The organism is Paraburkholderia piptadeniae (assembly GCF_900007165.1).
GTDB classification, from domain to species: domain Bacteria; phylum Pseudomonadota; class Gammaproteobacteria; order Burkholderiales; family Burkholderiaceae; genus Paraburkholderia; species Paraburkholderia piptadeniae.
The window spans coordinates 1-18,190 of sequence record NZ_CYGY02000086.1 but is presented as its reverse complement, the minus strand read 5'-3'; the positions used below and the strand labels follow the sequence as shown (position 1 = coordinate 18,190).

At 60.0% G+C, this 18,190-nt stretch carries 13 protein-coding genes and 1 tRNA gene; all 14 read left to right on the top strand.

Features of this window, described 5'->3' with window-relative positions:
* Positions 1-81 precede the first annotated feature (81 nt).
* Positions 82-157 (top strand) — tRNA-Trp (locus BN2476_RS37870).
* 35 nt (positions 158-192) lie between these two features.
* On the top strand, positions 193-573 hold the full coding sequence (secE, locus tag BN2476_RS37865) for a preprotein translocase subunit SecE (protein ID WP_087739321.1): 381 nt from the start codon (positions 193-195) through the stop codon (positions 571-573).
* Between the two features lies 1 nt (position 574).
* Positions 575-1,132, top strand: a complete 558-nt coding sequence (gene nusG, locus BN2476_RS37860; RefSeq protein ID WP_007578364.1) for a transcription termination/antitermination protein NusG — start codon at positions 575-577, stop codon at positions 1,130-1,132.
* A gap of 153 nt (positions 1,133-1,285) precedes the next feature.
* Complete coding sequence (rplK, locus tag BN2476_RS37855; protein WP_087739320.1) at positions 1,286-1,717, top strand: 50S ribosomal protein L11; 432 nt, start codon at positions 1,286-1,288, stop codon at positions 1,715-1,717.
* A complete protein-coding gene (gene rplA / locus BN2476_RS37850) occupies positions 1,718-2,416 on the top strand; it encodes a 50S ribosomal protein L1 (RefSeq protein WP_087739319.1) in 699 nt (232 codons plus the stop codon).
* A gap of 302 nt (positions 2,417-2,718) precedes the next feature.
* Positions 2,719-3,216 (top strand): 50S ribosomal protein L10, encoded by a 498-nt coding sequence (rplJ, locus tag BN2476_RS37845; protein ID WP_087739318.1) that lies wholly within the window; start codon positions 2,719-2,721, stop codon positions 3,214-3,216.
* A gap of 75 nt (positions 3,217-3,291) precedes the next feature.
* Positions 3,292-3,669, top strand: coding sequence for a 50S ribosomal protein L7/L12 (gene rplL / locus BN2476_RS37840; protein ID WP_087739317.1), 378 nt, complete (start codon positions 3,292-3,294; stop codon positions 3,667-3,669).
* Between the two features lie 370 nt (positions 3,670-4,039).
* Entirely contained in the window at positions 4,040-8,146 is a 4,107-nt protein-coding gene (rpoB, locus tag BN2476_RS37835) for a DNA-directed RNA polymerase subunit beta (RefSeq protein WP_087739316.1), read from the top strand.
* A 21-nt stretch (positions 8,147-8,167) separates the two neighbouring features.
* Positions 8,168-12,409, top strand: coding sequence for a DNA-directed RNA polymerase subunit beta' (gene rpoC, locus BN2476_RS37830; RefSeq protein ID WP_087739315.1), 4,242 nt, complete (start codon positions 8,168-8,170; stop codon positions 12,407-12,409).
* A gap of 209 nt (positions 12,410-12,618) precedes the next feature.
* Entirely contained in the window at positions 12,619-14,466 is a 1,848-nt protein-coding gene (gene recQ / locus BN2476_RS37825) for a DNA helicase RecQ (protein ID WP_087739314.1), read from the top strand.
* Positions 14,467-14,674: 208 nt separating this feature from the next.
* On the top strand, positions 14,675-15,055 hold the full coding sequence (gene rpsL / locus BN2476_RS37820) for a 30S ribosomal protein S12 (protein ID WP_006053290.1): 381 nt from the start codon (positions 14,675-14,677) through the stop codon (positions 15,053-15,055).
* A gap of 188 nt (positions 15,056-15,243) precedes the next feature.
* Positions 15,244-15,714, top strand: coding sequence for a 30S ribosomal protein S7 (gene rpsG, locus BN2476_RS37815; RefSeq protein WP_027797954.1), 471 nt, complete (start codon positions 15,244-15,246; stop codon positions 15,712-15,714).
* 131 nt (positions 15,715-15,845) lie between these two features.
* Positions 15,846-17,948, top strand: coding sequence for an elongation factor G (gene fusA, locus BN2476_RS37810; RefSeq protein WP_087739313.1), 2,103 nt, complete (start codon positions 15,846-15,848; stop codon positions 17,946-17,948).
* Between the two features lie 46 nt (positions 17,949-17,994).
* Positions 17,995-18,190, top strand: a 196-nt coding sequence (locus tag BN2476_RS37805; protein ID WP_235851138.1) for a GTP-binding protein, incomplete at its 3' end; no start/stop codon positions are given.

Sequence of the window (18,190 nt, the reverse complement as noted above, 5' to 3'; positions counted from 1 at the left end):
TGCCAAGATCATCGAGTAAGCCAGCTAGTTCTCGTTGATCAGTTGTTTCGGGGTTGGCAATGTTGCCGACCCTAATGGTTTAGGGGTATAGCTCAACTGGCAGAGCGTCGGTCTCCAAAACCGAAGGTTGGGGGTTCGATTCCCTCTGCCCCTGCCAACTCTCGCGTCGCATGCGACGCTCGTTAAGGTGTTATGGCGAATCCTTCCGTCGAAACTGTTAATACTTCCAGCGACAAACTGATGCTCGTCGCCGGCGTATTGTTGGTCTTGGCCGGGTTCGTGGGGTTCTTCTGGCTGAATGGCCAAGAGTGGTACGTCCGCGGAGCGGCTCTGGCTGTCGGGCTGATCGCAGGTGTCGCAGTCGGTCTTCTCTCAGCGCCCGGCAAGGGTTTTATCGCATTCGCCAAAGATTCGTACATGGAAGTGCGCAAGGTTGTCTGGCCGACTCGCAAAGAAGCCAGCCAAACGACCTTGGTGGTGTTCGGCTTTGTGCTGATCATGGCAGTGTTCCTCTGGATTTGTGACAAATCCATCGAGTGGGCGATTTTCTCGGCGATTCTGGGTTGGAAATGATATGAGTGATATTCCGGCATCTCCGAGTGGAAAACGCTGGTACGTGGTGCACGCCTACTCCGGTATGGAGAAGAGCGTGCAACGTGCGCTTCAGGAGCGCATTGAGCGTGCTGGCATGCAAGACAAATTTGGCCAGATTCTCGTTCCGACTGAAGAAGTTGTCGAGGTGAAGGGTGGTCACAAATCGGTGACAGAACGTCGTTTCTTTCCGGGCTATGTGCTCGTCGAAATGGAAATGACGGACGAAACTTGGCATCTCGTGAAAAACACGGCAAAGGTGACGGGTTTCGTGGGCGGTGCGCGAAATCGTCCGAGTCCGATTTCCCCGCGGGAAGTCGAGAAGATCATGTCGCAGATGCAGGAAGGCGTGGAAAAGCCGCGTCCGAAGACCCTGTTCGAAGTCGGCGAGATGGTTCGCGTGAAGGACGGTCCTTTTACAGACTTCAACGGCAGCGTCGAGGAAGTAAATTACGAAAAGTCGCGCGTCCGCGTATCTGTAACGATTTTCGGTCGCGCGACGCCGGTCGAACTGGAATTCGGCCAGGTCGAAAAGCTGTAAATCGGTTTTTTGCGGATCGCGCCTGATGGCGCGATTCGTCTTTCGCGCTTACGGTCCGCGTAACGGCCGTTGAGGAGCGTCGGTAGTCAGAAACACGACGAAGGCGCGCTACTACTCACCGAACGCAATCGCGTTCTAAAGAGGTTTATTAACATGGCAAAGAAAATTGTCGGCTTTATCAAGCTGCAGATTCCTGCAGGTAAAGCCAATCCGTCGCCGCCGGTTGGTCCGGCACTGGGTCAACGCGGCTTGAACATCATGGAGTTCTGCAAGGCGTTCAACGCGCAGACTCAAGCGATCGAGCCGGGTCTACCGATCCCGGTCGTGATTACCGCATTCGCAGACAAAAGCTTCACGTTTGTCCTGAAGACGCCGCCGGCTACGGTTCTGATCAAGAAGGCAGCGAAGATCGACAAGGGCTCGAGCAAGCCGCACACGGACAAGGTCGGCAAGATCACGCGCGCTCAGGCTGAAGAAATCGCCAAGACCAAGATGCCGGACCTCACGGCAGCTGATCTGGACGCAGCGGTCCGTACGATCGCTGGTAGCGCCCGCTCGATGGGCATCACCGTGGAGGGCGTGTAAATGGCTAAGCTTTCGAAGCGTCTGCAAGCATTTGCAAACAAGGTCGATCGTCAGAAGCTGTACGCGATCGATGAAGCCCTGTCGCTCGTGAAGGAATGCGCAAGTGCGAAGTTCGACGAGTCGATCGACGTCGCGGTGCAACTGGGCATCGATGCGAAGAAGTCGGATCAGGTTGTTCGCGGTTCGGTCGTTCTGCCGGCTGGTACCGGTAAGTCGGTTCGCGTTGCTGTGTTCGCCCAAGGCGAAAAGGCCGAACAGGCTCGTGCAGCTGGCGCGGATATCGTTGGCATGGAAGATCTGGCTGAGCAAGTCAAGGCCGGTAACCTGAACTTCGACGTCGTGATCGCTTCGCCGGACACGATGCGTGTCGTCGGTACGCTGGGTCAGATCCTCGGCCCGCGCGGGCTGATGCCGAACCCCAAGGTCGGCACGGTCACGCCGGACGTCGCGACGGCGGTGAAGAACGCGAAGGCCGGTCAGGTTCAATTCCGCGTCGACAAGGCCGGTATTATCCATGCAACCATTGGCCGTGCATCGTTCGAACCGACGGCTCTGCGCTCGAACCTGAACGCGCTGGTCGAGGCGCTGCAAAAGGCGAAGCCGGCTACGAGCAAGGGCGTGTACCTGCGCAAGATCGCACTGTCGAGCACCATGGGTGTTGGCGTGCGTGTCGACCAGGCTACGCTGGCAGCACAGTAAAGATTTAACCGTCCCGTTCGAAAGGTCGGGGCGAATTTAAGGGCTTTGGGCGGTCGCAAGATTGCAGTAGGAGTCAAGCGGCCGGTTGTCAAAGACCGTTGGTGGAAGTGCAGTAGTCGGGCGTTTCCTTAATTCAAGCCAACGCAGATGGCGAACCCGAAAAAGTTTTGAAGTGATGAAGCCGTTTGATTCCCGCAGCCTTGCGGATCTCGAGTGGTTGAAGTACTCCTGACTGGTCGGACGCCGTTGTTGAACGCGACGTACGAGGCATATGCCAAGTGCGTCGAATCTGGAGGTTAACCGTGCCACTGAACAAAGAAGGTAAGCAGGCCGTAGTGGCTGAGGTTTCCGCGCAAGTCGCGAAAGCTCAGACCATTGTTCTGGCCGAGTATCGTGGGATCACGGTTGGCGATCTGACCAAGCTGCGCGCGAAAGCGCGCGAGCAACAGGTGTATCTGCGCGTGTTGAAGAACACGCTGGCGCGTCGCGCTGTTGAAGGTACCCCGTTTGCTCCGCTGGCTGAGCAGATGACCGGTCCTCTGATCTACGGCATCTCGGAAGATGCAATTGCTGCTGCCAAGGTCGTCAACGACTTCGGCAAGGGCAATGACAAGTTGATCATCAAGGCTGGTTCGTACGAAGGCAAGGTGATGGACAAGGCAGGCGTGCAAGCGCTGGCCAACATCCCGAGCCGCGAAGAACTGCTCTCCAAGCTGTTGTTCGTCATGCAAGCGCCTGTTTCTGGCTTTGCGCGCGCTATGGCCGCGCTGGCAGAAAAGAAGCAAGGCGAGGCTGCGTAAGCAGTGCATCGACGCACTTCAGTCGGGCGTAATTGATCGCTGGCTGTATCCGAATTCAATTTAGGAGTATTTCAAATGGCAATCGCAAAAGAAGACATCCTCGAAGCCGTAGGCGCGATGTCGGTTCTGGAACTGAACGAACTGGTTAAGGCGTTCGAAGAGAAGTTTGGCGTGTCGGCTGCTGCTGTTGCAGTTGCTGGCCCCGCAGGTGCAGGCGGCGGCGCTGCTGCTGCTGAAGAGCAGACCGAATTCACGGTTGTGCTGACCGAAACAGGCGGCAACAAGGTTGCAGTGATTAAGGCTGTTCGCGAACTGACGGGCCTGGGCCTGAAGGAAGCGAAGGACCTGGTCGACGGCGCACCGAAGCCCGTGAAGGAAGCGGTGCCCAAGGCTGCTGCTGACGAAGCCAAGAAGAAGCTGGAAGACGCAGGCGCGAAGGCTGAAATCAAGTAATTTTCAGCGCGCTGTGCGAAGGCTGGCGGTTTTCCCACCGCCGGCCTTTTTGTGCTTTGTGGGAACGACGTTTTTGCGTGCTTGCATCGGCAAAAATGTCCTCCCAGAAGCCAAAGAGAATCGTCGTTCGGCAAGGTCGACTGGCGCTTCTCTTTGTCTTCTGAAGCGACTGCAGAAGGCAAGTTTGGTCGGGTAGCGGGCAACACAGGCATCCGCTGCCGTCAGCCAGCGGTTGGTAGCGGCCAACCACCAAGCTTCTAGGCTCGTTCAAGCCATCGGACGGCCAACGGGTCTCAGTCGGTGAACACTCGGGTTGTCACATCAAGGTATCCCGCCTCGACAACAATGCCCGCCGTGATTCGGAGATCGTATGCAATATTCCTTCACCGAGAAGAAGCGCATTCGCAAGAGTTTCGCGAAGCGCCCCATCGTTCACCAAGTACCTTTCCTGCTGGCTACCCAGCTTGAATCATTCAGCACGTTTCTGCAAGCAGAAGTGCCTACCGCGCAGCGCAAACCGGAAGGTCTGCAGGCTGCGTTCACCTCAGTTTTCCCCATTGTTTCGCATAACGGCTTCGCTCGTCTAGAGTTCGTCAGCTACATGCTGTCGTCGCCGGCATTCAACATCAAGGAATGTCAGCAACGCGGTCTGACTTACTGCTCGGCGCTGCGTGCCAAGGTGCGTCTGGTTCTGCTCGACAAGGAATCGCCGAGCAAGCCCGTCGTCAAGGAAGTGAAGGAGCAGGAAGTGTACATGGGCGAAATTCCGCTCATGACGCCGACCGGCTCGTTCGTCATCAACGGCACGGAACGTGTGATCGTGTCGCAGCTGCACCGCTCGCCTGGCGTGTTCTTCGAACACGACAAGGGCAAGACGCACAGCTCCGGCAAGCTGCTGTTCTCGGCACGTATCATCCCTTACCGCGGCTCGTGGCTCGACTTCGAATTCGATCCGAAGGACGTGCTGTACTTCCGCGTCGACCGTCGCCGCAAGATGCCCGTCACGATCCTGCTGAAGGCAATCGGTCTGACGCCGGAACAGATCCTCGCGAACTTCTTCGTGTTCGACAACTTCACGCTGATGCCGGAAGGCGCGCAGATGGAGTTCGTACCCGAGCGCCTGCGTGGCGAAGTCGCGCGCTTCGACATTACGGATCGCGACGGCAACGTCATCGTCCAGAAGGACAAGCGTATCAACGCGAAGCACATTCGCGATCTCGATAACGCGAAGACCAAGTTCATCTCGGTTCCCGAAGACTATCTGCTCGGCCGCGTGCTCGCGAAGAACGTCGTCGACGGCGACACGGGCGAAGTGATCGCGAACGCGAATGACGAGATCACGGAAGGCGTGCTCGACAAGCTGCGCGAAGCGAAGATCAAGGACATCCAGACGCTCTATACGAACGATCTGGACCAGGGTCCGTACATCTCGTCGACGCTGCGTATCGACGAAACGGCCGACAAGATGGCCGCGCGTATCGCGATCTACCGCATGATGCGTCCGGGCGAACCGCCGACGGAAGAAGCCGTCGAGGCGCTGTTCAACCGTCTGTTCTACAGCGAAGAAGCGTACGACCTATCGAAGGTGGGTCGTATGAAGTTCAATCGCCGCGTCGGCCGTGACGAAATCACGGGTCCGATGACGCTGCAGGACGACGACATCCTCGCGACGATCAAGATTCTCGTCGAACTGCGTAACGGCAAGGGCGAAGTGGACGACATCGACCACCTCGGCAACCGTCGCGTGCGGTGCGTCGGCGAACTGGCGGAGAACCAGTTCCGCGCGGGTCTCGTGCGTGTCGAACGTGCAGTGAAGGAACGCCTCGGCCAGGCCGAAAGCGAAAACCTGATGCCGCACGACCTGATCAACTCGAAGCCGATTTCGTCGGCGATTCGCGAGTTCTTCGGTTCGTCGCAGCTGTCGCAGTTCATGGACCAGACCAACCCGCTTTCGGAGATCACCCACAAGCGCCGCGTGTCGGCTCTTGGTCCGGGCGGTCTGACGCGCGAGCGCGCTGGCTTCGAAGTCCGCGACGTGCACCCGACCCACTACGGCCGCGTCTGCCCGATCGAAACGCCGGAAGGTCCGAACATCGGTCTGATCAACTCGCTGGCTCTGTACGCGCACCTGAACGAATACGGCTTCCTCGAAACGCCGTATCGCAAGGTCACGGACGGCAAGGTCACGGATCAGATCGACTATCTGTCGGCAATCGAAGAAGGCCGTTACGTGATCGCTCAGGCGAATGCGGCGGTGGCCGAAGACGGCACGCTGACCGACGAACTCGTCTCGTCGCGTGAAGCGGGCGAGACGCTGATGGTCACGCCGGACCGCATCCAGTACATGGACGTGGCGCCGTCGCAGATCGTGTCGGTGGCTGCATCGCTGATTCCGTTCCTCGAGCACGACGACGCGAACCGTGCACTGATGGGCTCGAACATGCAGCGTCAGGCTGTGCCGTGTCTGCGTCCGGAGAAGCCGGTCGTCGGTACGGGCATCGAGCGCACGGTGGCTGTCGACTCGGGCACGACCGTGCAGGCGCTGCGCGGCGGTGTGGTCGATTACGTCGACGCAGGCCGTATCGTGATTCGTGTGAACGACGATGAAGCGGTTGCGGGCGACGTCGGTGTCGACATCTACAACCTGATCAAGTACACGCGTTCGAACCAGAACACGAACATCAACCAGCGTCCGATCGTGAAGGTCGGCGACAAGGTTGCGCGCGGCGACGTGCTGGCTGACGGCGCTTCGACGGACCTCGGCGAACTGGCGCTCGGCCAGAACATGCTGGTCGCGTTCATGCCGTGGAACGGCTACAACTTCGAAGACTCGATCCTGATCTCGGAGAAGGTCGTTGCGGACGATCGCTACACGTCGATCCACATCGAAGAACTGAACGTCGTGGCTCGCGACACGAAGCTCGGACCGGAAGAAATCACGCGCGACATTTCGAACCTCGCTGAAGTGCAGCTTGGCCGTCTCGACGAGTCGGGCATCGTGTACATCGGCGCTGAAGTCGAAGCAGGCGACGTGCTGGTCGGCAAGGTCACGCCGAAGGGCGAAACCCAGCTGACGCCGGAAGAAAAGCTGCTGCGCGCGATCTTCGGCGAGAAGGCATCGGACGTGAAGGACACGTCGCTGCGCGTGCCGTCGGGCATGAGCGGCACCGTGATCGACGTGCAGGTGTTCACGCGTGAAGGCATCCAGCGCGACAAGCGCGCGCAACAGATCATCGACGATGAACTGAAGCGCTATCGCCTCGACCTGAACGACCAGTTGCGTATCGTGGAAGGCGACGCGTTTCAGCGTCTCGCACGTATGCTCGTCGGCAAGGTTGCGAACGGCGGTCCGAAGAAGCTCGCGAAGGGCACGAAGATCGAACAGGCCTACCTGGAAGATCTCGATCACTACCACTGGTTCGACATCCGCCTCGCGGACGAAGAAGCAGCGGCTCAGCTCGAAGCGATCAAGGACTCGATCGAACAGAAGCGTCACCAGTTCGACCTCGCGTTCGAAGAGAAGCGCAAGAAGCTCACGCAAGGCGACGAACTGCCGCCGGGCGTGTTGAAGATGGTCAAGGTCTACCTCGCCGTGAAGCGTCGTCTGCAGCCTGGCGACAAGATGGCAGGCCGTCACGGCAACAAGGGTGTCGTGTCGAAGATCGTGCCGATCGAAGACATGCCGTACATGGCCGATGGCCGTCCCGCAGACGTCGTGCTGAACCCGCTCGGCGTTCCGTCACGGATGAACGTGGGTCAGGTTCTCGAAGTGCATCTGGGTTGGGCCGCGAAGGGTCTGGGCTGGCGTATTGGCGAAATGCTGCAGCGTCAGTCGAAGATCGAGGAAGTGCGCAAGTTCCTGACCAAGATCTACAACGAGTCGGGCCGCGCGGAAGAGCTGGAAAGCTTCTCCGACGACGAGATCCTCGAACTGGCGAAGAACCTGCGCGAAGGCGTGCCGTTCGCAACGCCGGTGTTCGACGGTGCGACGGAAGACGAAATGTCCAACATGCTGGACCTGGCGTTCCCGGACGACATCGCGCAGAACCTCGGCATGACGAAGTCGAAGAACCAGGTGCGTCTGTACGACGGCCGCACGGGTGAAGCCTTCGAACGTACGGTGACGGTCGGCTACATGCACTACCTGAAGCTGCACCACCTGGTCGACGACAAGATGCACGCGCGTTCGACGGGTCCGTACTCGCTCGTGACCCAGCAGCCGCTGGGCGGTAAGGCGCAGTTCGGTGGTCAGCGCTTCGGTGAGATGGAAGTGTGGGCGCTCGAGGCCTATGGCGCGTCGTATGTGCTGCAGGAAATGTTGACGGTCAAGTCGGACGATGTGACGGGCCGGACCAAGGTTTACGAGAACCTGGTCAAGGGCGATCACGTGATCGACGCGGGTATGCCGGAATCCTTCAACGTGCTGGTGAAGGAAATCCGCTCGCTCGGTATCGACATCGATCTCGATCGCAACTAATCGGACTACGGAGAGAAAGCAATGAAAGCTCTGCTCGATCTATTCAAGCAAGTCCAACAGGAAGAAGTTTTTGACGCGATCAAGATCGGTCTGGCCTCGCCTGACAAGATCCGCTCGTGGTCGTTCGGCGAAGTGAAGAAGCCGGAAACCATCAACTACCGCACGTTCAAGCCGGAGCGGGATGGTCTGTTCTGCGCGAAGATTTTCGGTCCGATCAAGGACTACGAATGCCTTTGCGGCAAGTACAAGCGCCTGAAGCACCGTGGCGTGATCTGCGAGAAGTGCGGCGTCGAAGTGACGCTCGCGAAGGTGCGTCGCGAACGCATGGGCCACATCGAACTGGCCTCGCCTGTCGCGCACATCTGGTTCCTGAAGTCGCTGCCGTCGCGTCTGGGCATGGTGCTCGACATGACGCTGCGCGACATCGAGCGGGTGCTGTACTTCGAAGCGTATGTGGTGATCGATCCGGGCATGACGCCGCTGAAGGCGCGTCAGATCATGACGGAAGAGGATTACTACAACAAGGTCGAAGAGTACGGCGACGAATTCCGCGCTGAAATGGGCGCGGAAGGCGTGCGCGAACTGCTGCGCGCGATCAACATCGACGAGCAGGTCGAAACGCTGCGCTCGGAGCTGAAGAACACGGGTTCGGAAGCGAAGATCAAGAAGTACGCGAAGCGTCTGAAGGTGCTCGAGGCCTTCCAGCGTTCGGGCATCAAGCCCGAGTGGATGATTCTCGAAGTGCTGCCCGTGCTGCCGCCGGAACTGCGTCCGCTGGTTCCGCTGGACGGCGGCCGTTTCGCGACTTCGGACCTGAACGACCTGTATCGCCGCGTGATCAACCGTAACAACCGGTTGAAGCGTCTGCTCGAACTGAAGGCGCCTGAAATCATCGTCCGCAACGAAAAGCGGATGCTGCAGGAAGCTGTCGATTCGCTGCTCGACAACGGCCGTCGCGGCAAGGCGATGACGGGCGCGAACAAGCGTCCGCTGAAGTCGCTCGCCGACATGATCAAGGGCAAGGGCGGTCGCTTCCGTCAGAACCTGCTGGGCAAGCGCGTCGACTACTCGGGCCGTTCGGTCATCGTGGTCGGCCCGACGCTGAAGCTGCACCAGTGCGGTCTGCCGAAGCTGATGGCGCTCGAGCTCTTCAAGCCGTTCATCTTCAACAAGCTGGAAGTGATGGGCGTCGCGACGACCATCAAGGCGGCGAAGAAGGAAGTCGAGAACCAGACGCCGGTGGTGTGGGACATCCTCGAAGAGGTGATCCGCGAGCATCCGGTGATGCTGAACCGTGCGCCGACGCTGCACCGTCTCGGCATTCAGGCTTTCGAGCCGGTGCTGATCGAAGGCAAGGCAATCCAGCTGCACCCGCTCGTTTGCGCGGCGTTCAACGCCGACTTCGACGGTGACCAGATGGCTGTTCACGTTCCGCTGTCGCTCGAAGCGCAGATGGAAGCGCGCACGCTGATGCTGGCGTCGAACAACGTGCTGTTCCCGGCCAACGGCGATCCGTCGATCGTGCCGTCGCAGGACATCGTGCTCGGCCTGTACTACGCGACGCGCGAAGCGATCAACGGCAAGGGCGAAGGCATGTCGTTCACGGGCGTGTCGGAAGTGCTGCGCGCCTATGAAAACAAGGAAGTCGAGCTGGCCTCGCGCGTCAACGTGCGGATCACTGAAATGGTCCACAACGAAGACAAGTCGGAAGGCGCGCCTGCATTTGTGCCGAAGATCTCGTTGTACGCGACGACCGTCGGGCGCGCGATCCTGTCGGAAATCCTGCCGCCGGGCCTGCCGTTCTCGGTGCTGAACAAGCCGCTGAAGAAGAAGGAAATCTCGCGTCTGATCAACACGGCGTTCCGCCGCTGCGGTCTGCGCGAAACGGTGATTTTCGCCGATCAGCTGATGCAGTCCGGTTTCCGCCTCGCAACGCGCGCCGGTATTTCGATCTGCGTCGACGACATGCTCGTGCCGCCGCAGAAGGAAACGATCGTCGGCGACGCCGCGAAGAAGGTGAAGGAATACGACCGTCAGTACATGTCGGGTCTCGTCACCGCGCAGGAACGCTACAACAACGTGGTCGACATCTGGTCGGCGACGTCGGAAGCGGTCGGCAAGGCGATGATGGAGCAGCTGTCGACGGAACCCGTCGTGGATCGCGACGGCAACGAAACGCGTCAGGAGTCGTTCAACTCCATCTACATGATGGCCGACTCGGGTGCGCGTGGTTCGGCAGTGCAGATTCGTCAGCTGGCCGGTATGCGCGGCCTGATGGCGAAGCCGGACGGCTCGATCATCGAGACGCCGATTACGGCGAACTTCCGCGAAGGCCTGAACGTGTTGCAGTACTTCATCTCGACCCACGGCGCACGTAAGGGTCTGGCTGATACGGCACTGAAGACGGCAAACTCGGGTTACCTGACGCGTCGTCTGGTCGACGTCACGCAGGATCTCGTCGTGGTCGAAGACGATTGCGGCACGTCGAACGGCGTGGCGATGAAGGCGCTGGTCGAAGGCGGTGAAGTCGTCGAAGCGCTGCGCGACCGTATCCTCGGCCGCGTTGCGGTGGCTGACGTGGTCAATCCGGAAACGCAGGAAACGCTGTACGAATCGGGCACGCTGCTCGACGAAGCGGCTGTCGAAGATATCGAACGCCTGGGCATCGACGAAGTGCGCGTGCGTACGCCGCTCACCTGCGAAACGCGCTACGGTCTGTGCGCGTCGTGCTATGGCCGCGACCTTGGCCGTGGCTCGCTCGTGAACGTTGGCGAGGCAGTCGGCGTGATCGCTGCGCAGTCGATCGGTGAGCCGGGCACGCAGCTGACGATGCGTACCTTCCACATCGGTGGTGCGGCATCGCGTGCGGCAGTGGCGTCGTCGGTTGAGGCGAAGTCGAACGGTACGGTGCGTTTCACGGCGACGATGCGTTACGTCACGAATGCGAAGGGCGAGCAGATCGTCATCTCGCGTTCGGGCGAAGCGCTGATCACCGACGATCACGGCCGTGAGCGCGAGCGTCACAAGGTGCCGTACGGCGCAACGCTGCTGCAGCTCGATGGCGCGCAGATCAAGGCTGGCACGCAGCTGGCCACGTGGGACCCGCTGACGCGTCCGATCATCACCGAGTGGGGCGGTACGGTGAAGTTCGAAAACGTCGAGGAAGGCGTGACGGTCGCGAAGCAGATCGACGACGTAACGGGTCTTTCCACGCTCGTCGTGATCGACGTGAAGCGCCGCGGTTCGCAGGCGTCGAAGAGCGTGCGTCCGCAGGTCAAGCTGCTCGATGCGAACGGCGAGGAAGTGAAGATCCCGAACTCGGAGCACTCGGTTCAGATCGGCTTCCAGGTCGGCGCTCTGATCACCGTGAAGGACGGTCAGCAGGTTCAGGTCGGTGAAGTGCTTGCGCGTATCCCGACTGAAGCGCAGAAGACGCGTGACATTACGGGTGGTCTGCCGCGTGTGGCGGAACTGTTCGAAGCACGTTCGCCGAAGGACGCAGGTATCCTGGCGGAAGTCACGGGTACGACGTCGTTCGGTAAGGACACGAAGGGCAAGCAGCGTCTCGTTATCACGGACCTCGAAGGCAACCAGCACGAGTTCCTGATCGCGAAGGAAAAGCAGGTTCTGGTGCACGATGGTCAGGTCGTCAACAAGGGCGAAATGATCGTCGACGGACCGGCGGACCCGCACGATATCCTGCGTCTGCAGGGTATCGAAGCGCTGTCGCGCTATATCGTGGACGAAGTGCAGGACGTGTACCGTCTGCAGGGCGTGAAGATCAACGACAAGCACATCGAAGTGATCGTGCGTCAGATGCTGCGTCGTGTGCAGATCGTCGATAACGGCGATACGCGCTTCATCCCGGGCGAGCAGGTCGAGCGTTCGGACATGCTGGACGAAAACGACCGCATGATCGCGGAAGACAAGCGTCCGGCAACGTACGAAAACATCCTGCTGGGTATCACGAAGGCGTCGCTGTCGACCGACTCGTTCATCTCCGCGGCATCGTTCCAGGAAACGACCCGCGTGCTGACGGAAGCGGCCATCATGGGCAAGCGCGACGATCTGCGTGGCCTGAAGGAAAACGTGATCGTCGGCCGTCTGATTCCGGCCGGTACGGGTCTCGCGTTCCACAAGGCGCGCAAGACCAAGGAACTGGCGGATCGCGAGCGTTTCGACCAGATCGCTGCCGAAGAGGCCTTCGAGTTCGGTACGCCGGAAAACCCGGCTGCCGAGCAAACGCCGCACACCAACGAGTAAGCTGGCTGGCGGCGCAAGCCGCCATGTCCGGCGAAGTTGGCAAAACCGCCCGGTTTCGATCGGGCGGTTTTTTTTCGTCTGCCGATCGCGCATTTTTCCTATGCCGTTTGAGTTCGGCCGGATAGCGAATGCGTCGACAAAGCCCAGGCGAAACGCGATTGCGTTGGTAAAATTCGTGTCACCGTCTCCCGCTCTCCTTTCTTTTCTTCATGTCCCGTTCGCTCCAGATCCTCAACGAAGTCTTCGGTTATCCCGCGTTTCGAGGGCAACAGAGCGAAATCGTCGAGCATGTCGCAGCAGGCGGCGACTGTCTCGTGCTGATGCCGACGGGCGGCGGCAAATCGCTGTGCTATCAGATTCCGTCGCTGGTGCGGCGCGAAGCGGGATTGGGGGCGGGCATCGTCGTGTCGCCGTTGATCGCGCTGATGCAGGATCAGGTGGCGGCACTGACGGAAGTCGGCGTGCGCGCGGCCTATCTGAACTCGACGCTGTCGGGCGCCGATGCCGCCGCGACCGAGCGTGCGTTGCGCAATGGCGAAATCGATCTGCTCTACGTCGCGCCGGAACGCCTGATGACGCCGCGCTTTCTCGATCTGCTCGAGCGCACGCGCATCGGCCTGTTCGCTATCGACGAAGCGCATTGCGTGTCGCAATGGGGGCATGATTTCCGGCCCGAGTACATTCAGCTCTCGGTGCTGCACGAGCGGTTTCCTTCCGTGCCGCGCATCGCGCTCACCGCGACCGCCGACGCGATCACGCGCGATGAAATCATCCATCGGCTCGCGCTCGACGATGCGCGTGTTTTCGTGTCGAGCTTCGACCGGCCGAATATCCGCTACCGGATCGTCGAAAAAGACAACGCGCGCGCGCAACTACTCGACTTTATCCGCGCGGAACACACTCGCCCGGACGGCGCCACCGATGCGGGCGTCGTGTATTGCCTGTCGCGTCGCAAGGTCGAGGAAACGGCCGAGTGGCTAAAGGGGCAGGGTGTCCGCGCGCTGCCTTATCACGCCGGCATGGAGTTCGAAGTGCGTCAGCAGCATCAGGAGATCTTCCAGCGCGATGAAGGCATCGTGATGTGCGCGACGATTGCGTTCGGCATGGGCATCGACAAGCCGGACGTGCGCTTCGTTGCGCACCTGGATTTGCCGAAGAGCGTCGAAGGCTACTACCAGGAAACGGGACGCGCGGGGCGCGACGGTCTGCCGGCAAACGCGTGGATGGCTTACGGTCTCGGCGACGTCGTGCAGCAGCGCAAGATGATCGACGAATCGGAAGCCGACGAAGCGCATAAGCGCGTGCAGACAGGCAAGCTCGATGCGCTGCTTGGACTGTGCGAAACCGCGTCGTGTCGCCGCGTGCGGCTGCTCGCCTACTTTGGCGAGGACGGCACGCCTTGCGGCAACTGCGATACGTGTCTCGAGCCGCCGGCGTCGTGGGATGCGTCGCGTGAATCGCAGATGGCGCTGTCGTGCGTATTTCGGGCGCAGCGCGCAAGCGGGTTCAATTTCGGCGCCGGGCATCTGATCGACATTCTGCGTGGCAATCGCAACGAGAAGATTCTGCAGCGCGGGCACGATCGGCTCACTACGTTCGGAATCGGCGCGGCTTTGTCCGAGCATGAATGGCGTGCGGTCTTTCGCCAACTGGTCGCATTCGGATTTCTCACCGTCGATCACGACGGCTTTGGTGCGCTCGTGTTGACGGAGGCGAGCAAGCCCGTCCTGAAGGGCGAACAGAAGGTGACGATGCGCCGGTATGTGAAGCCCTTGCGTACGCGTCAATCGTCCGGACGGACAAGCGAGCGCGCCGATCCGACGGCCGGCATGAGCGCGCGCGAGCGAGCGCGCTGGGACAGGTTGCGCGCGTGGCGCACCGAAACGGCGAAGAGCGACGGCGTGCCCGCCTACGTCATTTTCCACGATGCCACGCTCGCGGAAATCGCGCGCAATTGCCCCGAATCGCTCGACGATTTGCGCCACATTCCGGGCATGGGCGTGCGCAAGCTCGACCGTTTCGGCGACGAACTTCTCGAAGTCGTTGCTGCGGACTGACCTCGAATCACCGGCAAACCCGTTCGAATCGACGCAACCTGTTGACTCGTTTAGGATTTTCGGAATATGATGCTAGGTTCCGGTTCTTGGCAGGATTGCGTGCGGCGTGAGCCCTGCGAGCCCGCCAAGGCAGGAAGTCAGAAGCGCATTCGTTTTTGCTTTGCCCAGAAATGGATGCGTTGATTTTGTTCAATTTCAGGAATAAACAATGCCAACCATCAATCAACTGGTTCGCAAAGGCCGCACGTCGGAAACGACGAAGAGCAAGAGCCCGGCCCTGCAGGACTGCCCCCAGCGTCGCGGCGTGTGCACCCGTGTGTACACCACGACGCCGAAGAAGCCGAACTCGGCACTCCGTAAGGTCGCCAAGGTTCGTTTGACGAACGGCTTCGAAGTCATTTCGTACATCGGTGGTGAAGGCCACAACCTGCAGGAACACTCGGTCGTGCTGATTCGCGGCGGCCGTGTGAAGGACTTGCCGGGTGTGCGTTACCACATGGTTCGCGGCTCGCTGGATACCCAGGGCGTCAAGGATCGTAAGCAGGCTCGCTCGAAGTACGGTGCAAAGCGCGCCAAGGCCGGCAAGTAATCAGCCGGTCAATGCAGCAGTAGAGGTCGCCTGCAAAGGCGGTTATAGCGGTGGTGCCGGATAGCCGGTGCTGTCGAGTAAGTGGTCACCCGACCAGGCTGGTAAGTCGTAATGGATGAATCGGGTTAGTTGGTGGCCGCGGGGTGGTACAGAGGCACTGCTCCAACTGAAAAGTCAAAGGAAGAAACATGCCGCGTCGTCGCGAAGTCCCCAAGCGGGAAGTGTTGCCGGATCCGAAGTTCGGTAACGTTGATGTAGCAAAATTCATGAACGTGCTGATGCTCTCCGGCAAGAAGTCGGTTGCCGAGCGCATCGTGTACGGCGCTTTCGAACAGATCCAGACCAAGGGTGGCAAGGACCCGCTGGAAGTGTTCACGGTAGCGCTCAACAACGTCAAGCCGGTGGTCGAAGTGAAGAGCCGCCGCGTTGGTGGTGCGAACTATCAGGTTCCGGTCGAAGTGCGTCCGTCGCGTCGTATGGCATTGGCGATGCGTTGGTTGCGTGAAGCCGCGAAGAAGCGCAGCGAAAAGTCGATGGCTCTTCGCCTGGCTGGTGAGCTGACCGAAGCAGCAGAAGGTCGTGGTGGCGCAATGAAGAAGCGCGACGAAGTTCACCGGATGGCAGAAGCCAACAAGGCGTTCTCGCATTTCCGTTTCTAAGCGTCCCGTCCCAGGGTTAGCAGTAAAGCGGAAAGAAATTCCGGGCGGGTGCGCTTGCAGGCGCCTCGCCCGTTTGTGTTAGGGCGCGATGGACTGTCTGTTTCATCGCGTCATCCCAATAGAGGATCAAAGTGGCTCGCAAGACTCCTATCGAGCGCTACCGCAACATCGGTATTAGCGCTCACATCGACGCCGGCAAGACGACGACGACCGAGCGCATCCTGTTCTATACCGGCGTGAACCACAAGATCGGTGAAGTGCACGACGGCGCCGCCACCATGGATTGGATGGAGCAGGAACAGGAACGTGGCATTACCATCACGTCCGCTGCTACCACGGCGTTCTGGAAGGGCATGGGTAACAACTACCCGGAACACCGCATCAACATCATCGACACCCCGGGTCACGTCGACTTCACGATCGAAGTCGAGCGCTCGATGCGCGTGCTCGACGGCGCATGCATGGTGTACTGCGCAGTGGGCGGCGTGCAGCCGCAGTCGGAAACGGTGTGGCGCCAGGCTAACAAGTACAAGGTGCCCCGTCTCGCGTTCGTCAACAAGATGGACCGTACCGGCGCGAACTTCTTCAAGGTCTACGACCAGCTGAAGACCCGTCTGAAGGCCAATCCCGTGCCCGTCGTGGTGCCGATCGGCTCGGAAGAGAACTTCAAGGGCGTCGTCGATCTGCTGAAGATGAAGGCGATCATTTGGGACGAAGCGTCGCAAGGCACGAAGTTCGACTACGTCGACATCCCGGCTGAGCTCGTTGACACGTGCAACGAGTGGCGCGAAAAGATGATCGAATCGGCGGCTGAAGCCAGCGAAGAGCTGATGGAAAAGTACCTCGGCGGCGATACGCTGACCGAAGCGGAAATCGTCAAGGCTCTGCGCGACCGTACGATCGCGTGCGAAATCCAGCCGATGCTGTGCGGCACCGCGTTCAAGAACAAGGGCGTGCAGCGCATGCTTGACGCCGTGATCGACTTCCTGCCGTCGCCGGTCGACATTCCCCCCGTCAAGGGCGAACTCGAAAGCGGTGAGGCTGCTGAGCGCAAGGCGTCGGACGACGAGAAGTTCTCGGCACTGGCATTCAAGATCATGACCGACCCGTTCGTCGGCCAGCTGATCTTCTTCCGCGTGTACTCGGGTATCGTGAATTCGGGCGACACCGTGCTGAACTCGACCAAGGACAAGAAGGAACGCCTTGGCCGTATTCTGCAGATGCACGCAAACCAGCGCGAAGAAATCAAGGAAGTGCGCGCAGGCGACATCGCTGCAGCCGTCGGTCTGAAGGAAGCGACCACGGGCGACACGCTGTGCGATCCGGCGCATCCGATCGTTCTCGAGCGCATGGTGTTCCCGGAGCCGGTGATTTCGCAGGCAGTCGAGCCGAAGACGAAGGCTGACCAGGAAAAGATGGGCCTGGCGCTTAACCGTCTCGCTCAGGAAGACCCGTCGTTCCGCGTGCAAACGGACGAAGAATCGGGCCAGACCATCATTTCGGGCATGGGCGAACTGCACCTCGAAATTCTGGTCGACCGTATGAAGCGTGAATTCAACGTCGAAGCGACCGTCGGCAAGCCGCAGGTTGCTTACCGCGAAACGATCCGCGCGACGGCAACGGACGTGGAAGGCAAGTTCGTCAAGCAGTCGGGCGGCCGCGGCCAGTACGGTCACGCTGTGATCACGCTCGAGCCGAACGAGCAGGGCAAGGGCTACGAGTTCCTGGACGAGATCAAGGGTGGTGTGATTCCGCGTGAATACATCCCGGCGGTCGACAAGGGTATCCAGGAAACGCTGAAGAGCGGCGTACTCGCCGGCTTCCCGGTCGTCGACGTGAAGGTTCACCTGACGTTCGGTTCGTACCACGACGTTGACTCGAACGAAAACGCGTTCCGCATGGCCGGTTCGATGGCGTTCAAGGAGGCAATGCGCAAGGCGAGCCCGGTTATCCTCGAGCCGATGATGGCCGTGGAAGTCGAAACGCCTGAAGACTACATGGGCAACGTGATGGGCGACCTGTCGGGCCGTCGCGGTATCGTCCAGGGCATGGAAGACATGGTGGGCGGTGGCAAGATCGTCCGCGCCGAAGTGCCGCTGTCGGAGATGTTTGGCTACTCGACGTCGCTGCGCTCGCTGACGCAAGGCCGCGCAACGTACACGATGGAGTTCAAGCACTACGCAGAAGCTCCGCGTAACGTGTCGGAAGCGATCATCAACGCGAAGTCGAAGTAAGACCTCGCAAGTCATTCATCGAACAACTTTTTGAAAGAAGAGAAACATGGCTAAAGGTAAATTCGAACGGACCAAGCCGCACGTGAACGTCGGCACGATCGGTCACGTTGACCACGGCAAGACCACGTTGACGGCAGCAATTACGACGGTGCTGACCGCCAAGTTCGGCGGCGAAGCAAAGGCCTACGACCAGATCGACGCGGCGCCGGAAGAAAAGGCGCGTGGCATCACGATCAACACGG